We start from the raw sequence: 17,500 nt of genomic DNA, 5'->3' as shown, positions 1-17,500 counted from the left end.
TCTTTATTACTGTTGTTTAACAACTTCAATAATTTCAGTTGTGGATATTGATGGGGTTCTAGGGAGATAAATAACTTCACAGTCTGATTTAACCCAGTCAAATCTTCCTTCCCAGTCATCACCCATAACTAGAATATCTGCTTTATATTTTTTAATGTATTCAAGCTTTAATTCTAGTGATTCTTCTAAAAAGACTTCATTTACATACTTTAGTGATGATATTATTTTAGTTCTATCATGCTGACTATAAATAGGATATCTTTGTTTCTTACTAAAATTTAATTGATCTGAGGAAATTCCAACAATTAAATAGTCGCCTAATGCAGCAGCTCTTTCTAAGATATTTACATGACCTACATGAAATACATCAAATGTACCAAACGTAATAATACGTTTCATTTTTAAATTCTCTTTATTAGTCATAGCTACCGCACTGGGTTTACGGCCCCCAGAGCACCAAAATTTATCTCGAAAAACTCTCATCTTATTGTAATATAAGAGTTTTGTTGTATAAGCATACTTTATCAATATGCTAAAAACCGCACTGAGAGTAGACTCTTCAAACCAGACGGTCAAGTGATAGCTGAGTATTTTAGCATTGATCGTAGATATATAAATATCGGAATAACGGCTGATTCAGCCAGATCATTCTGAATTACATCGTTAGATGCTAACAGAAAGAATATGCCACCTATTCTTCAATAGATGGCAGGATATTTTGATATAACAGTTTAATTACTTAATTTAAAACATCGATGTCTTACTTACTATTCTTGAATTTATTGTTAAATCTCAGTAGGTTATTATACTAATATGGTTTATGATAGTATTTGCTTGCTGTGATATAGATCTATTATAATTTTATCTAGTTATTGGATAAACATAAAATACTAAGCAGAAAAATCAAAGCGTAGGGATTGTATCAATAGAAGTAGCTGATTAATAATAGATAGTTTTTTAGCTAATAATATTGATACAAAATGGATGCTAGCTAGGATTTGTATGAGTTAATAGCATCAGAATTGATCAGATAAAAATTATTTTTATATTAGTAAAATGAATTATTTAGTATTTTTATCAAAAAATTATCCTTTATTATGATTTTTTTTACTTTCCAAGTACTCTTTTTCTAAATTTAATAAGTCTTTTTTTCTTTCTTTGATTCTTTTTGCTGGATTCCCAAAATATATTCCCCATGGTTTTGTACTTTTTGTAACCATAGACAGAGCTCCAACCGCTGTACCTTCTGCAATATTAACACCAGGCATAATGATTGAGTTTGTTCCTATAATTGCATGCTTCCCAATTATAATATTTTTTTCTTTTAGCCCTTTATATTTCAACGGTACGGTTGGATTTGTCATTGTTCTACCACTATAGTCATCGGTTCCAGTAAATACATGACAACCATATGCTAATCCAGAAAAGTCTTCAAATAAAATACCGCATTCGCCTGCACTTAGATTACAAAATGCGGCAATATGAATGTTTTTTTTTAAATGAATTTTTCCAGATAAAATAACGAAATCATCGATACGGCAGTCATTTCCAATTTCAATTTCTTCTGGTCTATATATGGATATTTTTGTGCTTATTTTACAATTTTCTCCAATACTTTTGAAACCAATCTTTAATAATTGCTCTTGAGTATAGAATGACATGTTTAGCCTATATAATTTTAAAATTATTGAGTTGATTAATTATTTCATCTTTACTGCAGTTCATTAGAATATCAATCATTGACAAATTACCTATAAAGGTAGATGAAGTTATTTGTGAATAACTTGTGATTGATGATTCAATAAATCCTAATTCTATATTTCTTTTTTTAAATTCTTCTTTATTGTAAAGCTTCATTCCCCCAATTGAATTTATATATTTTTTCGCATTATGTATCTTGCATAAATTATATATTTTTTCTTGAGCACTATTGGTTCGTTCATAATCTATGGTTGATGAAAATTTATAATTGAAATTTAATGAAAGGTATTCAAATACCTTAATAACTGATAATGATGTGATGTTGGCAACATTTCTATCATTAGTGGTTAATATTTTTTCAATTATAGGATAAACAAAAGAAAAATAGGGGGCTTTAGAATAATTTTGATATATAGATGTTAATATTTTTTTTATGTTTTCTTGAAAGTAAAGTTCATTTATTTTTTTAAAACTAGATGCTTTTATTACTGGAAGTGTGAATAATTGAATTCCATTTTTAGTTAATATGCTGTTTCTGTTTATATAACCATTCTTTATATAGTTAACATCATCATAGAATACAAATATATCATTACAATAAGCTAACTGATAGTACCCTATATATGGGAAAAGATATGGTTGCATAACTGCTAATTTCATCGTGATTTTTTCCTGATGTTTATTTGAGTTTTTATTTTCTTTAATGACCTTTTTATTTTCTCGCGTAAAAATAGAATAGGCAAAAATCGTCTATAAAAATATATTTTTTTTTGATTTCTGTTTATGTTATTATAAGTATTCCAAGATTTTATAATTAACCGCTTGCTACTATCCCATTCTTTTCTAATAAATAGTTCATTGGCATTCATTCTTATGAGATCAGCTAATGCGAAATTTATATCTTTTTTATCTGCACCTAATTTAATTAATTTATATAGATATTTTTCGTATTCACTTATTTCTGAAATTAAAAATTCTTTATTAATGTTTTTTCTTCCTTCAGACCAAGAGCCTACGGAGCTGATACGATAGACGCATGTAATATCTGGTATATATATAGCTCCCTTTCCCATACTACCAAGTATTTGGCAGTAATAGTCACCAATGGAGGCTTTTGAAAAATTATCTTTAAATAATGTAAAAATTTCTCTTCTAAATATAATAGAAGCAGTGGGCATATATGCCCCACCTTGACGAATAACAGTGGAAGGAGATGAGATAAAAATTTGATCATAATAATTTGCAATAATGTCTATTTTCCCATTTTGTTGTAGTGTATAAGCTGAACTAAAACATAAATTAATGCTTTTTTCTTTTTCTAAAATTGTAACTTGTTTTGTTATTTTATTTTCATCTATCCAAAAATCATCACCTTCACATAGAGCAATATATTTCCCTTTTGTAAATGAGAATGCATTAATTCCAGGTTGTATTCCTTGTGAGTAAATATTTTTAGGTGGAATGATGTGTTTAATTATATTAGGGTAGTTATCTACATATTTTTTTATTATCTTTGATGTTGAATCTGTAGAGCAATCATCATGTATAATAAATTCATATCTAAAACTTGTGTTTTGGCAAAGTACGCCAAGTATAGTATCTTCTATATATTTTTCTTGATTATATGTACAACATATTACACTAACGATAACCTCTCCAGAGTTCCACTTATTGACTATTTCTTTTTCAGTGAGAGGTGTTTTTAACTTGTTTATTATCATTTTTTTAGCTTTTAATAATATTTATGATTCTATTTAAATCGTCATCACTTAATAAGTGATGAATTGGTAGGCAAATAACACTTTCAGATATTTTTTTTGCTATTGGTGTTTCTACTTTATATTGGTTGTAAATATTAAAATCAGTGATTAATGGATAAAAATATCGGCGACTTATAATATTATTTTCTTTTAACTCAAGATAAAGTTCATCTCTTGTTTTCCCATATTTATTCTTATCTATTATTATAGGGTAATAAGAATAATTCCATGTTAGACTTTCTGGTATATTAGGTAGATTAATGCCAGATATATTACTTAAGTTCGAGTGGTAAAATTCAGAGACTTTTTTTCTTTTATCTATTGCTTCATCGATATAATTTAATGTGGCTAGACCAAATGCAGCTTGTACTTCATTGAGTTTTGCATTAATGCCTAATTCATCAATTACTGTTTCATTTGTGTAACCAAAGTTTTTATATCTATCGAGTTTTTCTTTCATTTCTTTGGTGTGACAAATAATGGCTCCCCCTTCAATGGTAGAGTAAGTTTTAGTTGCGTGAAAACTTAAAATAGATAGATCACCTTTGTTTAATATTGATCGGTTATTCTCTTTAACACCAAAGGCATGAGCTGCATCATAAATGACAGGAATGTTATACTTATCTGCAATTTTTTGTATTGCTTCATAATTACATGGGCGACCATAAACATGAACGGGTAAAATTGCACTTGTTTTATCTGTGATTGCGGCTTCTATTTTACCTGGATCTATATTGTAGGTATCAGGCTCTATATCTACAAATATAGGAGTTATATTGCTATGTAATAAAGAATGGCTTGTTGCAACAAAGCTATATGGTGTTGTTATTATTTCACCTTTTAGTTTCAAAACATTTATTGCTGCAATTAAGGCTAACGTTCCATTCGAGTATAAACTGATGTAAGGGACATCTAGGTATTCACAAAGCGCATTTTCAAGACATTGATGATAGTAACCATTATTAGTTAGCCATTTTTTATTCCATATATCTTTTAAGTAGGGTTCTAATGTTTCTAATGGCGGGAATAATGGGCTTGTGACAGTTATTGTATTCATAAATATTTTCTCTGAAGGCTAAAGGTATAGCTACCGCACTGGGAAAGTACCCAGAGTTCATGATATATGTAGTTATCATATTATGCATTATATAGATAAATTAAGCTTAAAATGAAGTATATAAAAATAGTTTTATCAAATTTAGCAAAAAATAGATTTATTATTAAATATTAATAATATGTTGATATTTAAATATTATTTAATTGTATGGTGTAATAGGTAATTTATAAAATAAGAAACCATCCAGTTGTTAATACTGGGTGGTTTCTAGGAACAATAAATTAATAATTAGTTAAAATATCATTTACTTATTACCAGCCCCAGCTCTCGGTAACCAAATCTCAACCCTTAACCCACCTAATGGGCTATCATCGGCTTTAACATGGCCTCGATGTTGGCTTACGGCTGTTTCTACAATGGCTAATCCTAAGCCTGTGCCACCTGATTCACGGTCTCTTGCTTCATCTGTTCGATAGAATGGTCGGAAGATATGTTCTCTATCCTCTGGGCTAACGCCTGGGCCGTCATCATCAACAATAATCGTGATACCTTGATTTTGTTCAGTAAAGGCAACTTCTATGCGAGAATTTGAATAACGTAAGGCATTACGCACAATATTTTCAAATGCACTCGCCAGTGAATAAGGGTTACAGTAAATCGACCATGCTCCCGGAGGCGTGGTCACTTGCAACGTCTTATTACTTTGTTCGGCCTCGAATTTTGCGTTATCTAAAATGTCATCCCACAACTCATTCGCTTTTACAGTTTCACGTAATAACTCATTTTTATATTGATTACGCGAAAGCACCAGTAAGTCATTAATCATGCCGTCAAGGCGCTGAGTCTCGGTTTCAATACGCTCTAGCTCTTTACTCTCTCCATTACGGCGACGTAATAGTGCACTCGCTAATTGTAAGCGTGTTAATGGTGTACGTAGTTCATGAGAGATATCCGAAATCAAACGCTGCTGTGCTGCAACCATACGTTCAAGCGCACTTATCATCTGATTAAAGCTGGTACCTGCAGCTAAAAACTCTTGAGGACCGGTTTCTAGTTCAGGGTGAGGGCGCAGATTGCCTCTGGCAACGTCATCAGCAGCATTTTTAAGCTGTCTGGCGGGTTTTGCTAAACTCCAAGAGAGCCACACTAATAATGGTGTGCTGATAAGCATAGTGAATATCAGTAGTAATAACGGTTTATCAAATAATAAGTTGATAAAGTCAGATTGAGGACTACTTGATGGACGTACAAGATAAAGTTGGTAATGATCTTCACCATCTCTTACTGAAAATGGCCCTAACATCTCAGAGCGACCATATTTTTTCTTTTTGGGATGATCAGCGTTATCAGATTGACCAATAAAATTCCTGACAACCTGCATCTCATTACGTTGAGCACCGATAATACGGCCTTCACTGGTCACAATAATTAAACGTTGCCCAGGGGGGGCCCATTTATCAATAGCGCGAATTAATCGACGCCACCAAAGGAGATCGTTAGCGGGATCTTGAGCTAATTCGGCTTCTATATGTTGTTCTAGCATAACGCCTTGACGGTACTCATTCTCTAAAAGAGGAGTAAGCTGGCGCGAGTCCAGCTTTGGAACCATCATAACTAGCATTAGAACTAATGCTAGCGTCAGCCAGAATATTGCGAAAATACGCGCTGACAGACTATTTATCATAAAGAATATTTATCAAGTTATTGAAACCATCAGATAACCGCGACCTCGTAAAGTCTTAAACCACGGTTGTCCATCTGTTCTTTCTGGTAATTTACGGCGTAAATTGGAAATATGCATATCAATCGCTCTATCGAAAGGCGTTAAGCGCTTGCCAAGCACTTCTTGACTGAGATGTTCGCGTGATACGACTTGTCCTAAATGCTGAGCAAGAAGATAAAGCAAGGTAAACTCCGTTCCTGTTAACTCTAACGGTTCGTTATCAAAACTCGCTTCTTGTCGGCCTGGATTAAGTTGCAATTTATCGACCTGTAATGTTGGAGAGGTATTGCCATCAGTCTGTTTTTGCTCGCTCCAGTTAGAACGGCGCAAAATAGCTCTGATACGAGCAACAAGTTCTCTATCATTAAAAGGTTTTGGTAAATAGTCATCAGCACCTAGCTCTAAACCAAGTACTCGGTCAAGATCACTGCCTCTTGCCGTTAACATAATGACAGGTGTCTGGAAATTTTGGCGTAACTCTTTGAGTGTCTCAATCCCGTTTTTACGTGGCATCATAATATCCAGTAATAACAAGTCGATAGAAGCATCCAAAAGTTTAAGTGCTTGTTCGCCATCAGAGGCGATTACAACATCAAAGCCTTCCATTTCAAGCAATTCTTTCAATAGCGATGTTAATTCGCGATCGTCATCCACTAATAAGATTTTATGCATTCGTCAATTCCTCCAAGAGAAAAATACGATAATAAATAGCGCGAATCTATGACTTTACGTTCTTTTACACGCTCTGACGCTAGTTTGCAGCCGCGACTGTATAGTAATCCACATAGCAAAGAATTACACATATTTAGGTAGCATTAATTAGGTCGGTATTAATTACCGCGTTTAGGAGTAAGAGCAATGCGTAAAGTAGCAGTAGTTGCATTAGCATCAATGTTTTTGGCAGCTCCGACGGTGGTATTAGCAGAAACCGTAAATACCAATCCGCCTACTGAGCAACAGTATAATGGTAATAATCACTGCGGTTATGGCTATGGTATGCATGGCGATCGTGATTATAGAGGGCACCGCGGGCAACGTGGTCATATGATGAATAACGGTGGGCATATGATGGATCGCAATTATGGCGAATCTCGTATGTTTAACGGAATTACATTAACTGAGCAGCAACGTACACAAATGCGCGATTTAATGCGCCAGCATCATCAAGACAGATATAACGGAAATTATCGCCAGCGTCATGACAGTATGCATAAATTAGTTACCGCATCTCAATTTGATGAAGCCGCAGTTAGAGCACAAATGCAAGATATGGACAAACAAGCGATTGAACGCCATGTAGAAATGGCAAAAGTCCATAATCAGATGTACCAGTTATTAACCCCAGAACAGAAAGCACAGTTGGAAAAGAATTACCAACAGCAAATGTCAGATTTTGACCAACAAGGTCAACAGAATTAGTCATGAAGTAAGTAAGAGTGTAGTGAGCAGTACCTAGTTAGAGAGTAAGTAGCAACAACGAAGTTTTTTCCTTGCCATAGACACCATCCCTGTCTTTTGCAGCCCCTCTGGAGAGGGGCTTTTTTTTTATCCAAAATCTACAACAACGCCTCTGGCGATTCAGGTAAAATCTGTCCGCCATCGACGATAATTGTCTGACCTGTAATATATTTTGCTTCATTTGAGGCAAAGAAAGCGGCTGCGTAGCCGATATCTTCAGGTTCACCTAAGGTATGTGTTGGAATAGATGCTTTCATCTGATTTAAATACGCTTCACCTTGGGCTTGTAAGCCTTCGGTGAGGATATTTCCTGGCATCACGGCATTAATGGTAATGCCATGACGTGCATATTCCAGTGCTGCACTGCGCATAAAGCCCAATTGCCCTGCTTTACTTGCGCCGTAGTGGCTCCAACCCGGATAACCCGTAATGGCACCTGTAATGGAAGAAGTAATAATAACGCGGCCTTGCTTTTGCTTTTCCATTACGCGAAGTGCGGCTTTCACTAAAAAGAACATACCTTTTAAGTTTACGGTATGCATTTTATCCCAGTCAGCTTCTGTCATTTCTTTAATCGTTGCTTGAGGGAAAATGCCCGTATTGGAACAAAGAATATCGAGTTTGCCGTACTCTTTCACAACATCATCAATCACTTTCTCACAGGCAGATTGATGAGTAACATCAAGGTGCATAAAATCGACATTTAATTCTTGTTTTGTTTTATGGCCAGCAACATCATCAATATCCGCAATAATCACCTTAGCGCCACTGTTTTTTAGGGCGATGACAATGCCTTTACCAATGCCTTTTGCGCCACCAGAAACTAAAGCGATTTTACCCGTTAAATCAAACATAAAACCTCCTATGATAGTGTGAGTTCTACTGTATCAGTCTAGGTTAAAAAGCGGAGAATCAATCGAAAAACTTTGTTATAAGTCACAAATGTACCTTAGAGGATTTTTTTCTTTGAATTGATCACATCACAAAATAGGGAGATAAATGGCAGATAAAATATTACATCTGAGAAAAACTGAATATTTATCAAAATATGCCGATGCTATTTTTTAGCATAAATAGCGTTTTTTTGAGATGAATGCAAAAAGGCAGTAAAGTGTCTGTATAAAAAGTGTTAACTTATTAGTTAAACACATTTGAGATAGGCTAGTATAATCTTTATACAGGCTATCTGATTAGTTTAATACGCATCAAGTTTATGAAAAAAAATGTACGATAATGATGAACTGGTAAAAAATATGCGTACAATGGTATTGTTGAATCAATTCAGCATTTGCGATATCGGTAAATTACACCAGACAAGCCGGTATTGAGATAAAAAGTTATTCCAACAATTTTGCAATAATTACATCGAATAAGAATCAGAGGTAATCATGGTCAATGGGATCAAAAGAATTGGGGTTTTAACAAGTGGTGGTGATGCACCAGGTATGAATGCCGCAATCCGTGGTGTTGTTCGTGCCGCACTAAGTGAAGGTTTAGAGGTTTATGGGATTATGGATGGCTATATGGGCCTATATGAAAATCGCATGAAAAAACTCGACCGTTTTAGCGTGTCAGATATGATCAACCGTGGTGGTACATTCCTTGGTTCTGCTCGTTTCCCTGAATTCCGTGAAGACAATGTGCGTGCTGTTGCCATTGAAAACATGAAACAAAATGAGCTGGATGCATTAGTGGTTATTGGTGGTGATGGTTCTTATTTAGGTGCGAAAAAATTAACGGAAGCAGGTTTTCCATGTATTGGTTTGCCGGGCACTATTGATAATGATGTTGCGGGTACTGACTACACGATCGGTTATTTTACTGCACTAGAAACAGCCGTTGAAGCAATTGACCGCTTACGCGATACATCAACTTCTCATAAACGTATCTCAATCGTTGAAGTCATGGGCCGTTACTGTGGTGATTTAACACTTTCTGCTGCTATTGCTGGCGGATGTGAATTTGTTGTTTTACCTGAAGCAGAATTGCCATTTGACCGTGATGAATTGCTTGCAGAAATCAAAGCAGGTATTGAGCGCGGTAAACGCCATGCGATTGTCGCAATCACAGAGCATGTGTGTGATGTTCATGAGTTAGCTCGTTTTATTGAAGCTGAAACAAAACATGAAACGCGCGCAACAGTTTTAGGCCATATTCAACGTGGTGGTTCTCCCGTTGCTTACGATCGTATTTTAGCTTCACGTATGGGTGCATATTCGGTACAACTGCTATTAGAAGGTTATGGCGGTCGTTGTGTCGGTATTCAAAACGAAAAACTGGTTCACCATGATATTATTGATGCGGTTATGAATATGAAACGTGTCTTTAAAGCTGACTGGTATGAAACAGCTAAAAAGCTTTATTAATCAGTAGTATTATTGTAATACCCTAGTCTTTCTGAGCACTATCCTTATTCGTGAACTGCTCTGATGCATATTGTCTCTGTGTCAGAGTAGTTTCTCGAGTGAAAACATTTCATTTAGCCAATCTTATCTTCTCCAATTCCTTCTAGACCCCTTGAATTAATCGTTATATTCCGGTTGTGTCTATCACTCGGCTTTTTGTTATTTCATCGTTATAAAAATTTCTGTCAGCCTAGCTAAACACTTAACGATAGGGGATGGATAACGATGTTTAAACAATGGGGTTTATTATCGCTCACTTTAGTGACATTACTTTTTTCCGACCATTTATGGGCTAAGGATATTCAGTTATTGAATGTCTCTTATGATCCAACACGAGAACTTTATCAACAATATAACTCGTCGTTTAGCCAGTACTGGAAACAAAAAACGGGTGATAATGTGACGATCCGCCAATCACATGGGGGATCAGGAAAACAAGCGACATCGGTGATTAATGGTATTGAGGCCGATGTTGTGACATTAGCGCTTGCCTATGATATTGATGCAATTGCACAAAGAGGAAGCATTGATAAGCAATGGATAACTCGATTACCTGATAACTCAGCACCTTACACTTCAACGATTGTTTTTCTTGTCAGAAAAGGAAACCCTAAGCAGATAACAGATTGGGATTCATTGATAAAACCTAACATTGCCATTATTACACCAAATCCTAAAACTTCAGGTGGTGCAAGATGGAATTATCTCGCGGCGTGGGGTTATGGGTTAAAAGTGAATCATCAAGACAGTGAAAAAGCCAAAGCATTCGTAAAAGCGTTATATCAGAATGTTGAAGTATTAGATTCAGGCGCGAGAGGGGCGACAAATACGTTTGTTGAACGTGGTATTGGTGATGTATTAATTGCATGGGAAAACGAAGCATTGTTAGCAATTAATGAATTAGGGGCCGATAAGTTTGAAATAGTCACTCCTTCGGTTTCTATTCTTGCTGAGCCTACCGTATCTGTAGTTGATAAGATTGTTGATAAACGCGGCACACGAGAAATCGCAACAGCGTACTTAGACTATCTTTACTCGCCTCAAGGGCAAGAAATCGCAGCAAAAAACTATTATCGCCCTAGAGATAAAGCCATTGCAGAGAAATACCAAAGCAGTTTTCCAAAACTCACGCTATTTACGATTAATGAAGTCTTTGACGGTTGGCAATCAGCACAGAAAATACATTTTGCGACAGGCGGTGTGTTTGATGAGATCAGTCGTCGTTAATGTGTCATAAAGTCAAAAATAAAAAAATCACCTTCTGTTTTATACTCAGTAAGGTGATTTTCTCTATTTTTTATTCATTAATGGCATAGGCCAGAAAGATAAAAATTATTTTTTCGCTTTCGCTTGTGCTGCTGCTTTAACGATAACGGCAAAGGCGTCTGCTTTCAGTGAAGCACCACCAACTAATGCGCCATCGATGTCTGGTTGACCAAACAGTTCTGCTGCATTTTTGTCGTTAACAGAGCCACCGTATTGAATGATAACTTGTTCAGCGATAGCAGCATCTTTCTTCGCGATATGATCACGAATAAATTTATGAACAGCTTGAGCTTGTGCTGGAGTTGCAGATTTACCTGTACCGATAGCCCAGATTGGTTCATAAGCGATAACGGCATCTTTAAATGCTGCAGCGCCGTGTGCATTTAACACAGCATCGATTTGGCGCGCACAAACTTCTTGTGTTTTGCCAGCTTCGTTTTCTGCTTCGGTTTCACCAATACATAATACTGGTGTTAAACCTAACTCTTTTAACACGCCGAATTTTTGAGCAACAAATTCATCTGATTCTTTATGATAAGTGCGACGCTCAGAGTGACCAATGATAACGTATTTAACATCAACATTTTTCAGCATTTCTGCTGAGGTTTCACCAGTGAAAGCACCAGATAAGTTAACACCTGTATCTTGAGCACCTAATGCAATACGGCTTCCACCAATTTCATGGCGTGCTTGACATAGGTAAACTGCGGGTGGTGCGATAGCAACATCACAACCTGCAACACCGCTCACTTCTTTACGTAACGCAGCAATTAATTCATGAACCATATGAATGCTGCCGTTGAGTTTCCAGTTACCCATGACTAATGGATGGCGCATAACTTTTCCTCCAACCGAGTGGTTTAAATTTAGTTTGCTAATAAACACGAATTCTGTTGATACACAACAGTATAGAGAACAATGAATAGAATAGCTTTGTTTTTTATCACGGAATAGCTGAAACGATCTTGCTGTTTAAAGAAAGCTTAATCGGCTCGATGGCGAAGGTTGTTAATTGCTCACCTTCATGCGCGATAATATAGCGAATAGCCCCCACATTATGGCTAACATAAGCAGGCGTTTGGTTTTTAAACGCGAATAAATCGAGGACTTCTTGAATTTGTGCATGGGTTATTGATGAGTCAAATTGAGCGACCAAAGTCATAATATATTGAGTGGTGATCTCGCGATTTCTCTTTTCTAACTCTGGTGAATCAGGTGTGTGGATAAGCGTGAGTTGTAGGCTTTTAATTTTTTCACTACCACGCTCTAATATTACAGAAGAATAAAGATAAGGCGTGATACGAGTAGCCGCTCTGACAAGCGGTATCGCAATATCGTGATTAGTAATAATTTTATATTCATTAAGCAATAACAAGGGGTTTTGTTGATTGAATTTTGCTCTTAGCTCAGGAATGGTTATCTCAAAAACGGGTGCATCTTGTTTAAGATAAGCAATATCCTCTTTCATTGGTTGTTTTTGTGCGACAGACATCCCTGTTGCGAAAACAGAAGTTGGCAAACAAAGAGCAATGCTTATGATTATCAGGTATAACGTAGAAAGTGTGCTTTCTTTTATCATCTGTCCTCCGCTTGTCTGTGCAGTTATTGAGTAGTCTGTATTATTTGATACTAAATAGACAGTGTAATTCACGAATTAAGTAGATTATTGAGAATTTATGACCTTACAACATTGGGCATTTTCATTCAAAGGGCGAATTGGACGCAGAGATTTTTGGGCGGGTTTAGGATTCTGTTTTGCTCTTTTTTTAGGTCTTTTTATTATTAATGATGTGGTTTATCCATTACCTGCCATTGTAACGTGGATATTGATCCTTTTTATTCTTTATCCATTGTGCGCCATTTTTACCAAAAGACTTCATGATCGAAATAAAAGAGGAATATGGCTTTTATTACTCTTACTTGCTGTGATGTTAGGACTTACGGATACAAGTAGTTTAGAACCATTTTGGCAATGGGCGATAGGGCGCTTTCTTCCTTCATTTATCGGAATGATTATGTTGCTTGATTGCGGCGTATTTGTTGGTAATGACGGTGAAAACTACTTTGGTCAACAAACTGAGCAAGTGAATTACCGTCGCTGGCGCTAATTTTGCTGATTAAAATAAATTAATAGGGGGCAAAATAGATAAATTTGCCCCTATTTATTTCTCTTTTTCATATTACCAGTATTGTTCGCTCGTGATATGTCCTGGCTTGCGTCGTAAATGCTTACGCATTTCTCGTTGTTCTTTTAAGTGTTGTTGGGTATCTCTGACCATTTGCGGATTACCACATAACATAATATGGCTCTCTTCTGGACTGATAGTTAAGCCAACGGTTTTTTCTAAAGCACCACTTTCAATTAATGCTGGAATACGCCCTGTTAATGAGCCAATGTGATTTTCACGGCTGACAATGGTTTGAATGCGTAATTTTCCTTGGTAACGCTCAACGAGTTTTTCCATTAAAGGGAGATAACTTAAGTCATTCGCATAACGAACAGCATGAACCAGAACAATATTTTCAAATCTATCCAGATCTTGCCCTAATTGTAAAATAGATAGAAAAGGGCCTATAGCGGTTCCTGTTGAAAGCATCCAAAGTGTATTGGCAGTAGGAACTTCATCTAATACGAAAAAGCCACTGGCTTGTTCGGTCACAAGGACGTCATCACCTCTCTTAAGTGCGGCTAAGTTTGGGCTTAATTTTCCCTCAGGTACAGTCACAAGATAGAATTCTAAATTAGGATCATTAGGTGCATTAACGTAAGAGTAGGCGCGTTGTACTCGCTCGCCATTAATATCTAATGCTAATTTTGCAAATTGTCCTGCTGTAAACTTATCAATAGGGGCATTTACAACAAGACTCATTAACGCATCAGTCCAGCGATTAACTTGGATCACTTTTCCATTTACCCAATTTGCCATAAAGGTTATCTCCTTTTGATAAACGCGTTTATGTCGCTTATTCATTCTAAATAGGAAGCGATTTTTTATTTATCAAGATGATGTGGTGATGTTATTTATCTGAGATTTTGTCAATCAATGACACAATATGTACATTTATATTGACAACAATGGTGTCATTCTCTGACATTAGCCGATAGATAAAAATTGCTGGCTATCTCGCAAATTTCTCCAAATTTGTTAACTTAGTCTCATTCTAAAAGCGTGTACATTTTGCGGAGTTTATTTTTATAAATTCTCTGTAGTGTGTGCCTGTCCGTTAATTTATTGATCTGAAATTCTTGAGCAAAGAAAAGAAATGAGAAAGTTAGAACATGCAAATTTATTATTATTGATAATTGCACTGGTTGCTGTGGGTCAAATGACGCAAACCATCTACGTTCCTGTTATTGCTGATATGGCGGTTTATTTTGGTGAACCAACAGGCGCTGTACAGCAAGTTATGGGTGCCTATCTTTTTTCTTATGGTTTTTCACAGCTAATTTATGGACCTATTTCTGACAAAGTAGGGCGTCGTCCAGTTATTTTAGTTGGTATGACGATTTTTTGCTTATCAACACTGGTGGCAATTTTTTCACAAAATTTAACGACTTTAGTCATTGCCAGTACATTACAAGGCATGGGAACTGGCGTTGCAGGGGTGATGACACGGACACAACCTCGTGATTTATATACCGGAACTGCATTACGTTACGCCAATAGTTTGTTAAATATGGGGGTTTTAGTTAGCCCATTATTAGCGCCCATGATTGGGGGGGTTGTTGCCCATTTCTTTGGCTGGCATGCGTGTTATATCTTCTTATTATTATTAGGAACCAGTGTACTGTTTTGTATGTATCGCTGGATGCCAGAAACACGCCCTGTACAAGTTGAGAAACGTAAAATGTTGTCATCATTTTACTTATTGCTTTCAAACAGTACCTTTAGTGCATTTTTAATTATGCTGGTTTGTGCATTGTCTGGTATTGCTGTTTTTGAGGCATCAAGCGGTGTGTTAATGGGAGGGGTGTTAGGCTTAAATAGTATCACTATCAGTATATTATTTATTTTGCCTATTCCTGCCGCCTTTTTTGGTGCTTGGTATGCAGGCCGTGAAGGTAAAACTTTTGTGCAATTGATGTGGCACTCTGTTTTTTGTTGTTTATCTGCAGGTATTTTAATGTGGATACCCGGTTGGTTAAATATCATCAATATTTGGACATTGCTGGTACCTGCGGCACTGTTTTTCTTTGGTGCAGGGATGTTATTCCCATTAGCAACTACTGGGGCGATGGAGCCATTTCCTTATTTAGCTGGCTCAGCAGGTGCGTTAGTGGGGGGATTACAAAATGTGGGTTCAGGTGTTGCAACGTGGTTTTCGGCTTTATTACCACAACATAACCAGTTTAGTTTAGGGTTGATTATGTTTTCTATGTCAGTCGCAATTGTACTTTGTTGGCTTCCTTTGGCTCATCGTTTTAACCATGAAGAACATACGATTTAGTCATACAGCAAATTAAATAAAAAAATGCCGAGATAAACTGGGGTCAGTTCAAAAATATCTCGGCATTTTGGTTTTGTAGCCTAGGCGACTTCTCTCTCAAATCGTTTTACTGCAATTAGCCGCGATCTTCCCATTCTTGGGCGCGAGCAACCGCTTTTTTCCAACCGTTATAGCGATAGTTACGCTCAGTAGTTTCAATACCTGGGCGGAATTCTTTATCAATTGCGGCTTTATTTTTGACTTCATCTAAATCATTCCAGAAACCAATAGCAAGGCCAGCAAGGAATGCGGCACCTAACGCCGTACTTTCACGGACGACAGGGCGTTCTACACGAGTGCCTAAAATATCAGACTGGAATTGCATTAAGAAGTTATTGGCAACTGCACCACCATCAACACGCAGTGATTGTAAGCGTGCACCAGAGTCGGCTTGCATTGCATCTAAAACATCACGTGTTTGGTAAGCAATAGATTCTAAGGTTGCACGAATAATATGATTGCGGTTAGCACCACGAGTTAAACCGAAGATAGCGCCGCGAGCATACGGGTCCCAATAAGGTGCGCCTAAGCCGGTAAAGGCAGGAACAACATAGACACCATTAGTATCATTAACCTTAGTCGCAAAGTATTCAGAGTCAGTGGCTTCATCAATGAGTTTCAGCTCATCGCGTAACCATTGAATGGATGCTCCCCCCACGAACACCGCACCTTCTAGTGCGTAGTTCACTTCACCACGAGGGCCACAGCAAATAGTGGTTAATAAACCATGATTAGAACGTACTGCTTCTTTACCCGTATTCATCAGTAAGAAGCAACCTGTACCGTAGGTATTTTTCGCCATACCACTTTGTACACAGAGTTGACCATAAAGTGCAGCTTGTTGGTCTCCTGCCATACCTGCGATAGGAATACGTGTACCGCCTTTACCACCAATATTGGTTTGGCCATAAACTTCAGAAGATGGCACCACTTTAGGTAGCATGCTACGAGGAATATCCAGTAGGTCGAGGATCTTCTGATCCCAATCTAACGAATGGATATTAAATAACATTGTTCGTGAGGCGTTAGTAAAATCAGTCACATGGACGCGACCTTGTGTCATTTTCCAAACTAACCAAGTATCGACAGTACCAAAGAGTAATTCACCGTTTTCGGCTTTTTCACGAACGCCCTCGACGTTATCGAGGATCCATTTGAGTTTTGTACCTGAAAAATAAGGGTCAACCATTAATCCAGTGTTTTGGCGAATATACTCTTCAACACCTTCTTTATCTTTTAAGCGGGTACAGAAGTCAGCAGTACGGCGGCATTGCCATACAATTGCATTATAAACAGGTTTGCCGGTCTCTTTGTCCCAAACAATAGTCGTTTCACGTTGGTTCGTGATACCAATACCTGCCACATGGTCTGAGGGAATATCGGCTTTTGCTAATACTTCGACTAAGGTTGCACTTTGTGTTGCCCAAATTTCCATTGGATCGTGCTCAACCCAGCCTGGCTTAGGATAAATTTGAGTAAATTCGCGTTGTGAAATACTGACGATATTCGCATCATGGTCAATAACCACTGCACGTGAACTTGTTGTGCCCTGATCAAGTGCAACAATATATTTTTTCTCGGTATTTGATGTATTTGTTTCTGTTGTCATGTTAGTAACCTGTTCTGATAATCAACAATATTG

At 36.8% G+C, this 17,500-nt stretch carries 17 protein-coding genes; 5 read left to right on the top strand and 12 right to left on the bottom strand.

Annotation, left to right across the window (positions count from 1 at the left end):
* Positions 1-6: 6 nt before the first annotated feature.
* The 7 genes from INT04_RS13555 to cpxR form a co-directional block, all read right to left on the bottom strand.
* On the bottom strand, positions 7-399 hold the full coding sequence (locus INT04_RS13555) for an adenylyltransferase/cytidyltransferase family protein (RefSeq protein ID WP_193016642.1): 393 nt from the start codon (positions 397-399) through the stop codon (positions 7-9).
* Positions 400-1,085: 686 nt separating this feature from the next.
* Complete coding sequence (locus tag INT04_RS13550) at positions 1,086-1,661, bottom strand: acyltransferase (RefSeq protein ID WP_193016641.1); 576 nt, start codon at positions 1,659-1,661, stop codon at positions 1,086-1,088.
* Between the two features lie 7 nt (positions 1,662-1,668).
* On the bottom strand, positions 1,669-2,361 hold the full coding sequence (locus tag INT04_RS13545) for a WbqC family protein (protein WP_193016640.1): 693 nt from the start codon (positions 2,359-2,361) through the stop codon (positions 1,669-1,671).
* A complete protein-coding gene (locus tag INT04_RS13540) occupies positions 2,358-3,422 on the bottom strand; it encodes a glycosyltransferase (protein ID WP_193016639.1) in 1,065 nt (354 codons plus the stop codon). Before INT04_RS13540 ends, INT04_RS13545 begins: the two co-directional genes overlap by 4 nt.
* Positions 3,423-3,426: 4 nt before the next feature.
* Positions 3,427-4,518 carry a DegT/DnrJ/EryC1/StrS family aminotransferase gene (locus INT04_RS13535; protein ID WP_193016638.1) on the bottom strand — a complete coding sequence of 364 codons (1,092 nt, stop codon included), beginning with the start codon at positions 4,516-4,518 and terminating at the stop codon, positions 3,427-3,429.
* A gap of 304 nt (positions 4,519-4,822) precedes the next feature.
* Complete coding sequence (gene cpxA / locus INT04_RS13530; protein WP_193016637.1) at positions 4,823-6,202, bottom strand: envelope stress sensor histidine kinase CpxA; 1,380 nt, start codon at positions 6,200-6,202, stop codon at positions 4,823-4,825.
* Positions 6,203-6,214: 12 nt separating this feature from the next.
* Entirely contained in the window at positions 6,215-6,913 is a 699-nt protein-coding gene (cpxR, locus tag INT04_RS13525) for an envelope stress response regulator transcription factor CpxR (RefSeq protein ID WP_193016636.1), read from the bottom strand.
* A gap of 186 nt (positions 6,914-7,099) precedes the next feature.
* Here cpxR and cpxP point away from each other — a divergent pair, with 186 nt between their 5' ends.
* Positions 7,100-7,660 carry a cell-envelope stress modulator CpxP gene (gene cpxP, locus INT04_RS13520; RefSeq protein ID WP_226894108.1) on the top strand — a complete coding sequence of 187 codons (561 nt, stop codon included), beginning with the start codon at positions 7,100-7,102 and terminating at the stop codon, positions 7,658-7,660.
* Between the two features lie 137 nt (positions 7,661-7,797).
* Here the strand turns inward: cpxP and fabG are convergent, their stop codons facing one another.
* Complete coding sequence (gene fabG / locus INT04_RS13515; RefSeq protein ID WP_193016635.1) at positions 7,798-8,553, bottom strand: 3-oxoacyl-ACP reductase FabG; 756 nt, start codon at positions 8,551-8,553, stop codon at positions 7,798-7,800.
* A 534-nt stretch (positions 8,554-9,087) separates the two neighbouring features.
* Between fabG and pfkA the strand changes: the two genes are divergently transcribed.
* Both pfkA and INT04_RS13505 read left to right on the top strand, forming a co-directional pair.
* Positions 9,088-10,065, top strand: a complete 978-nt coding sequence (gene pfkA / locus INT04_RS13510) for a 6-phosphofructokinase (RefSeq protein ID WP_166539328.1) — start codon at positions 9,088-9,090, stop codon at positions 10,063-10,065.
* A 264-nt stretch (positions 10,066-10,329) separates the two neighbouring features.
* Entirely contained in the window at positions 10,330-11,331 is a 1,002-nt protein-coding gene (locus INT04_RS13505) for a sulfate ABC transporter substrate-binding protein (protein WP_226894107.1), read from the top strand.
* A 105-nt stretch (positions 11,332-11,436) separates the two neighbouring features.
* Here INT04_RS13505 and tpiA read toward each other — a convergent pair whose 3' ends face one another.
* Positions 11,437-12,207, bottom strand: coding sequence for a triose-phosphate isomerase (gene tpiA / locus INT04_RS13500; RefSeq protein ID WP_193016634.1), 771 nt, complete (start codon positions 12,205-12,207; stop codon positions 11,437-11,439).
* 106 nt (positions 12,208-12,313) lie between these two features.
* The gene (locus INT04_RS13495; RefSeq protein WP_193016633.1) at positions 12,314-12,949 is read right to left on the bottom strand and encodes a DUF1454 family protein; all 636 of its coding nucleotides are present in this window, start codon (positions 12,947-12,949) and stop codon (positions 12,314-12,316) included.
* A gap of 97 nt (positions 12,950-13,046) precedes the next feature.
* Here INT04_RS13495 and INT04_RS13490 point away from each other — a divergent pair, with 97 nt between their 5' ends.
* Positions 13,047-13,478 (top strand): DUF805 domain-containing protein, encoded by a 432-nt coding sequence (locus tag INT04_RS13490; RefSeq protein WP_193016632.1) that lies wholly within the window; start codon positions 13,047-13,049, stop codon positions 13,476-13,478.
* A gap of 72 nt (positions 13,479-13,550) precedes the next feature.
* Here INT04_RS13490 and fpr read toward each other — a convergent pair whose 3' ends face one another.
* Positions 13,551-14,297, bottom strand: a complete 747-nt coding sequence (fpr, locus tag INT04_RS13485) for a ferredoxin--NADP(+) reductase (RefSeq protein ID WP_193016631.1) — start codon at positions 14,295-14,297, stop codon at positions 13,551-13,553.
* Positions 14,298-14,634: 337 nt separating this feature from the next.
* Between fpr and emrD the strand changes: the two genes are divergently transcribed.
* Positions 14,635-15,819: a multidrug efflux MFS transporter EmrD gene (gene emrD, locus INT04_RS13480; RefSeq protein ID WP_193016630.1), complete on the top strand. Its 1,185-nt coding sequence runs from the start codon at positions 14,635-14,637 to the stop codon at positions 15,817-15,819.
* Between the two features lie 115 nt (positions 15,820-15,934).
* Here the strand turns inward: emrD and glpK are convergent, their stop codons facing one another.
* Positions 15,935-17,467, bottom strand: a complete 1,533-nt coding sequence (gene glpK / locus INT04_RS13475; protein WP_193016629.1) for a glycerol kinase GlpK — start codon at positions 17,465-17,467, stop codon at positions 15,935-15,937.
* Positions 17,468-17,500: the final 33 nt, after the last annotated feature.

Origin of the sequence: Proteus sp. FME41, from assembly GCF_014897315.1 — a bacterium.
GTDB lineage: Bacteria > Pseudomonadota > Gammaproteobacteria > Enterobacterales > Enterobacteriaceae > Proteus.
The sequence above is the reverse complement of the archived record's forward strand: the minus strand, read 5'-3'. Positions and strand labels throughout refer to the sequence as shown.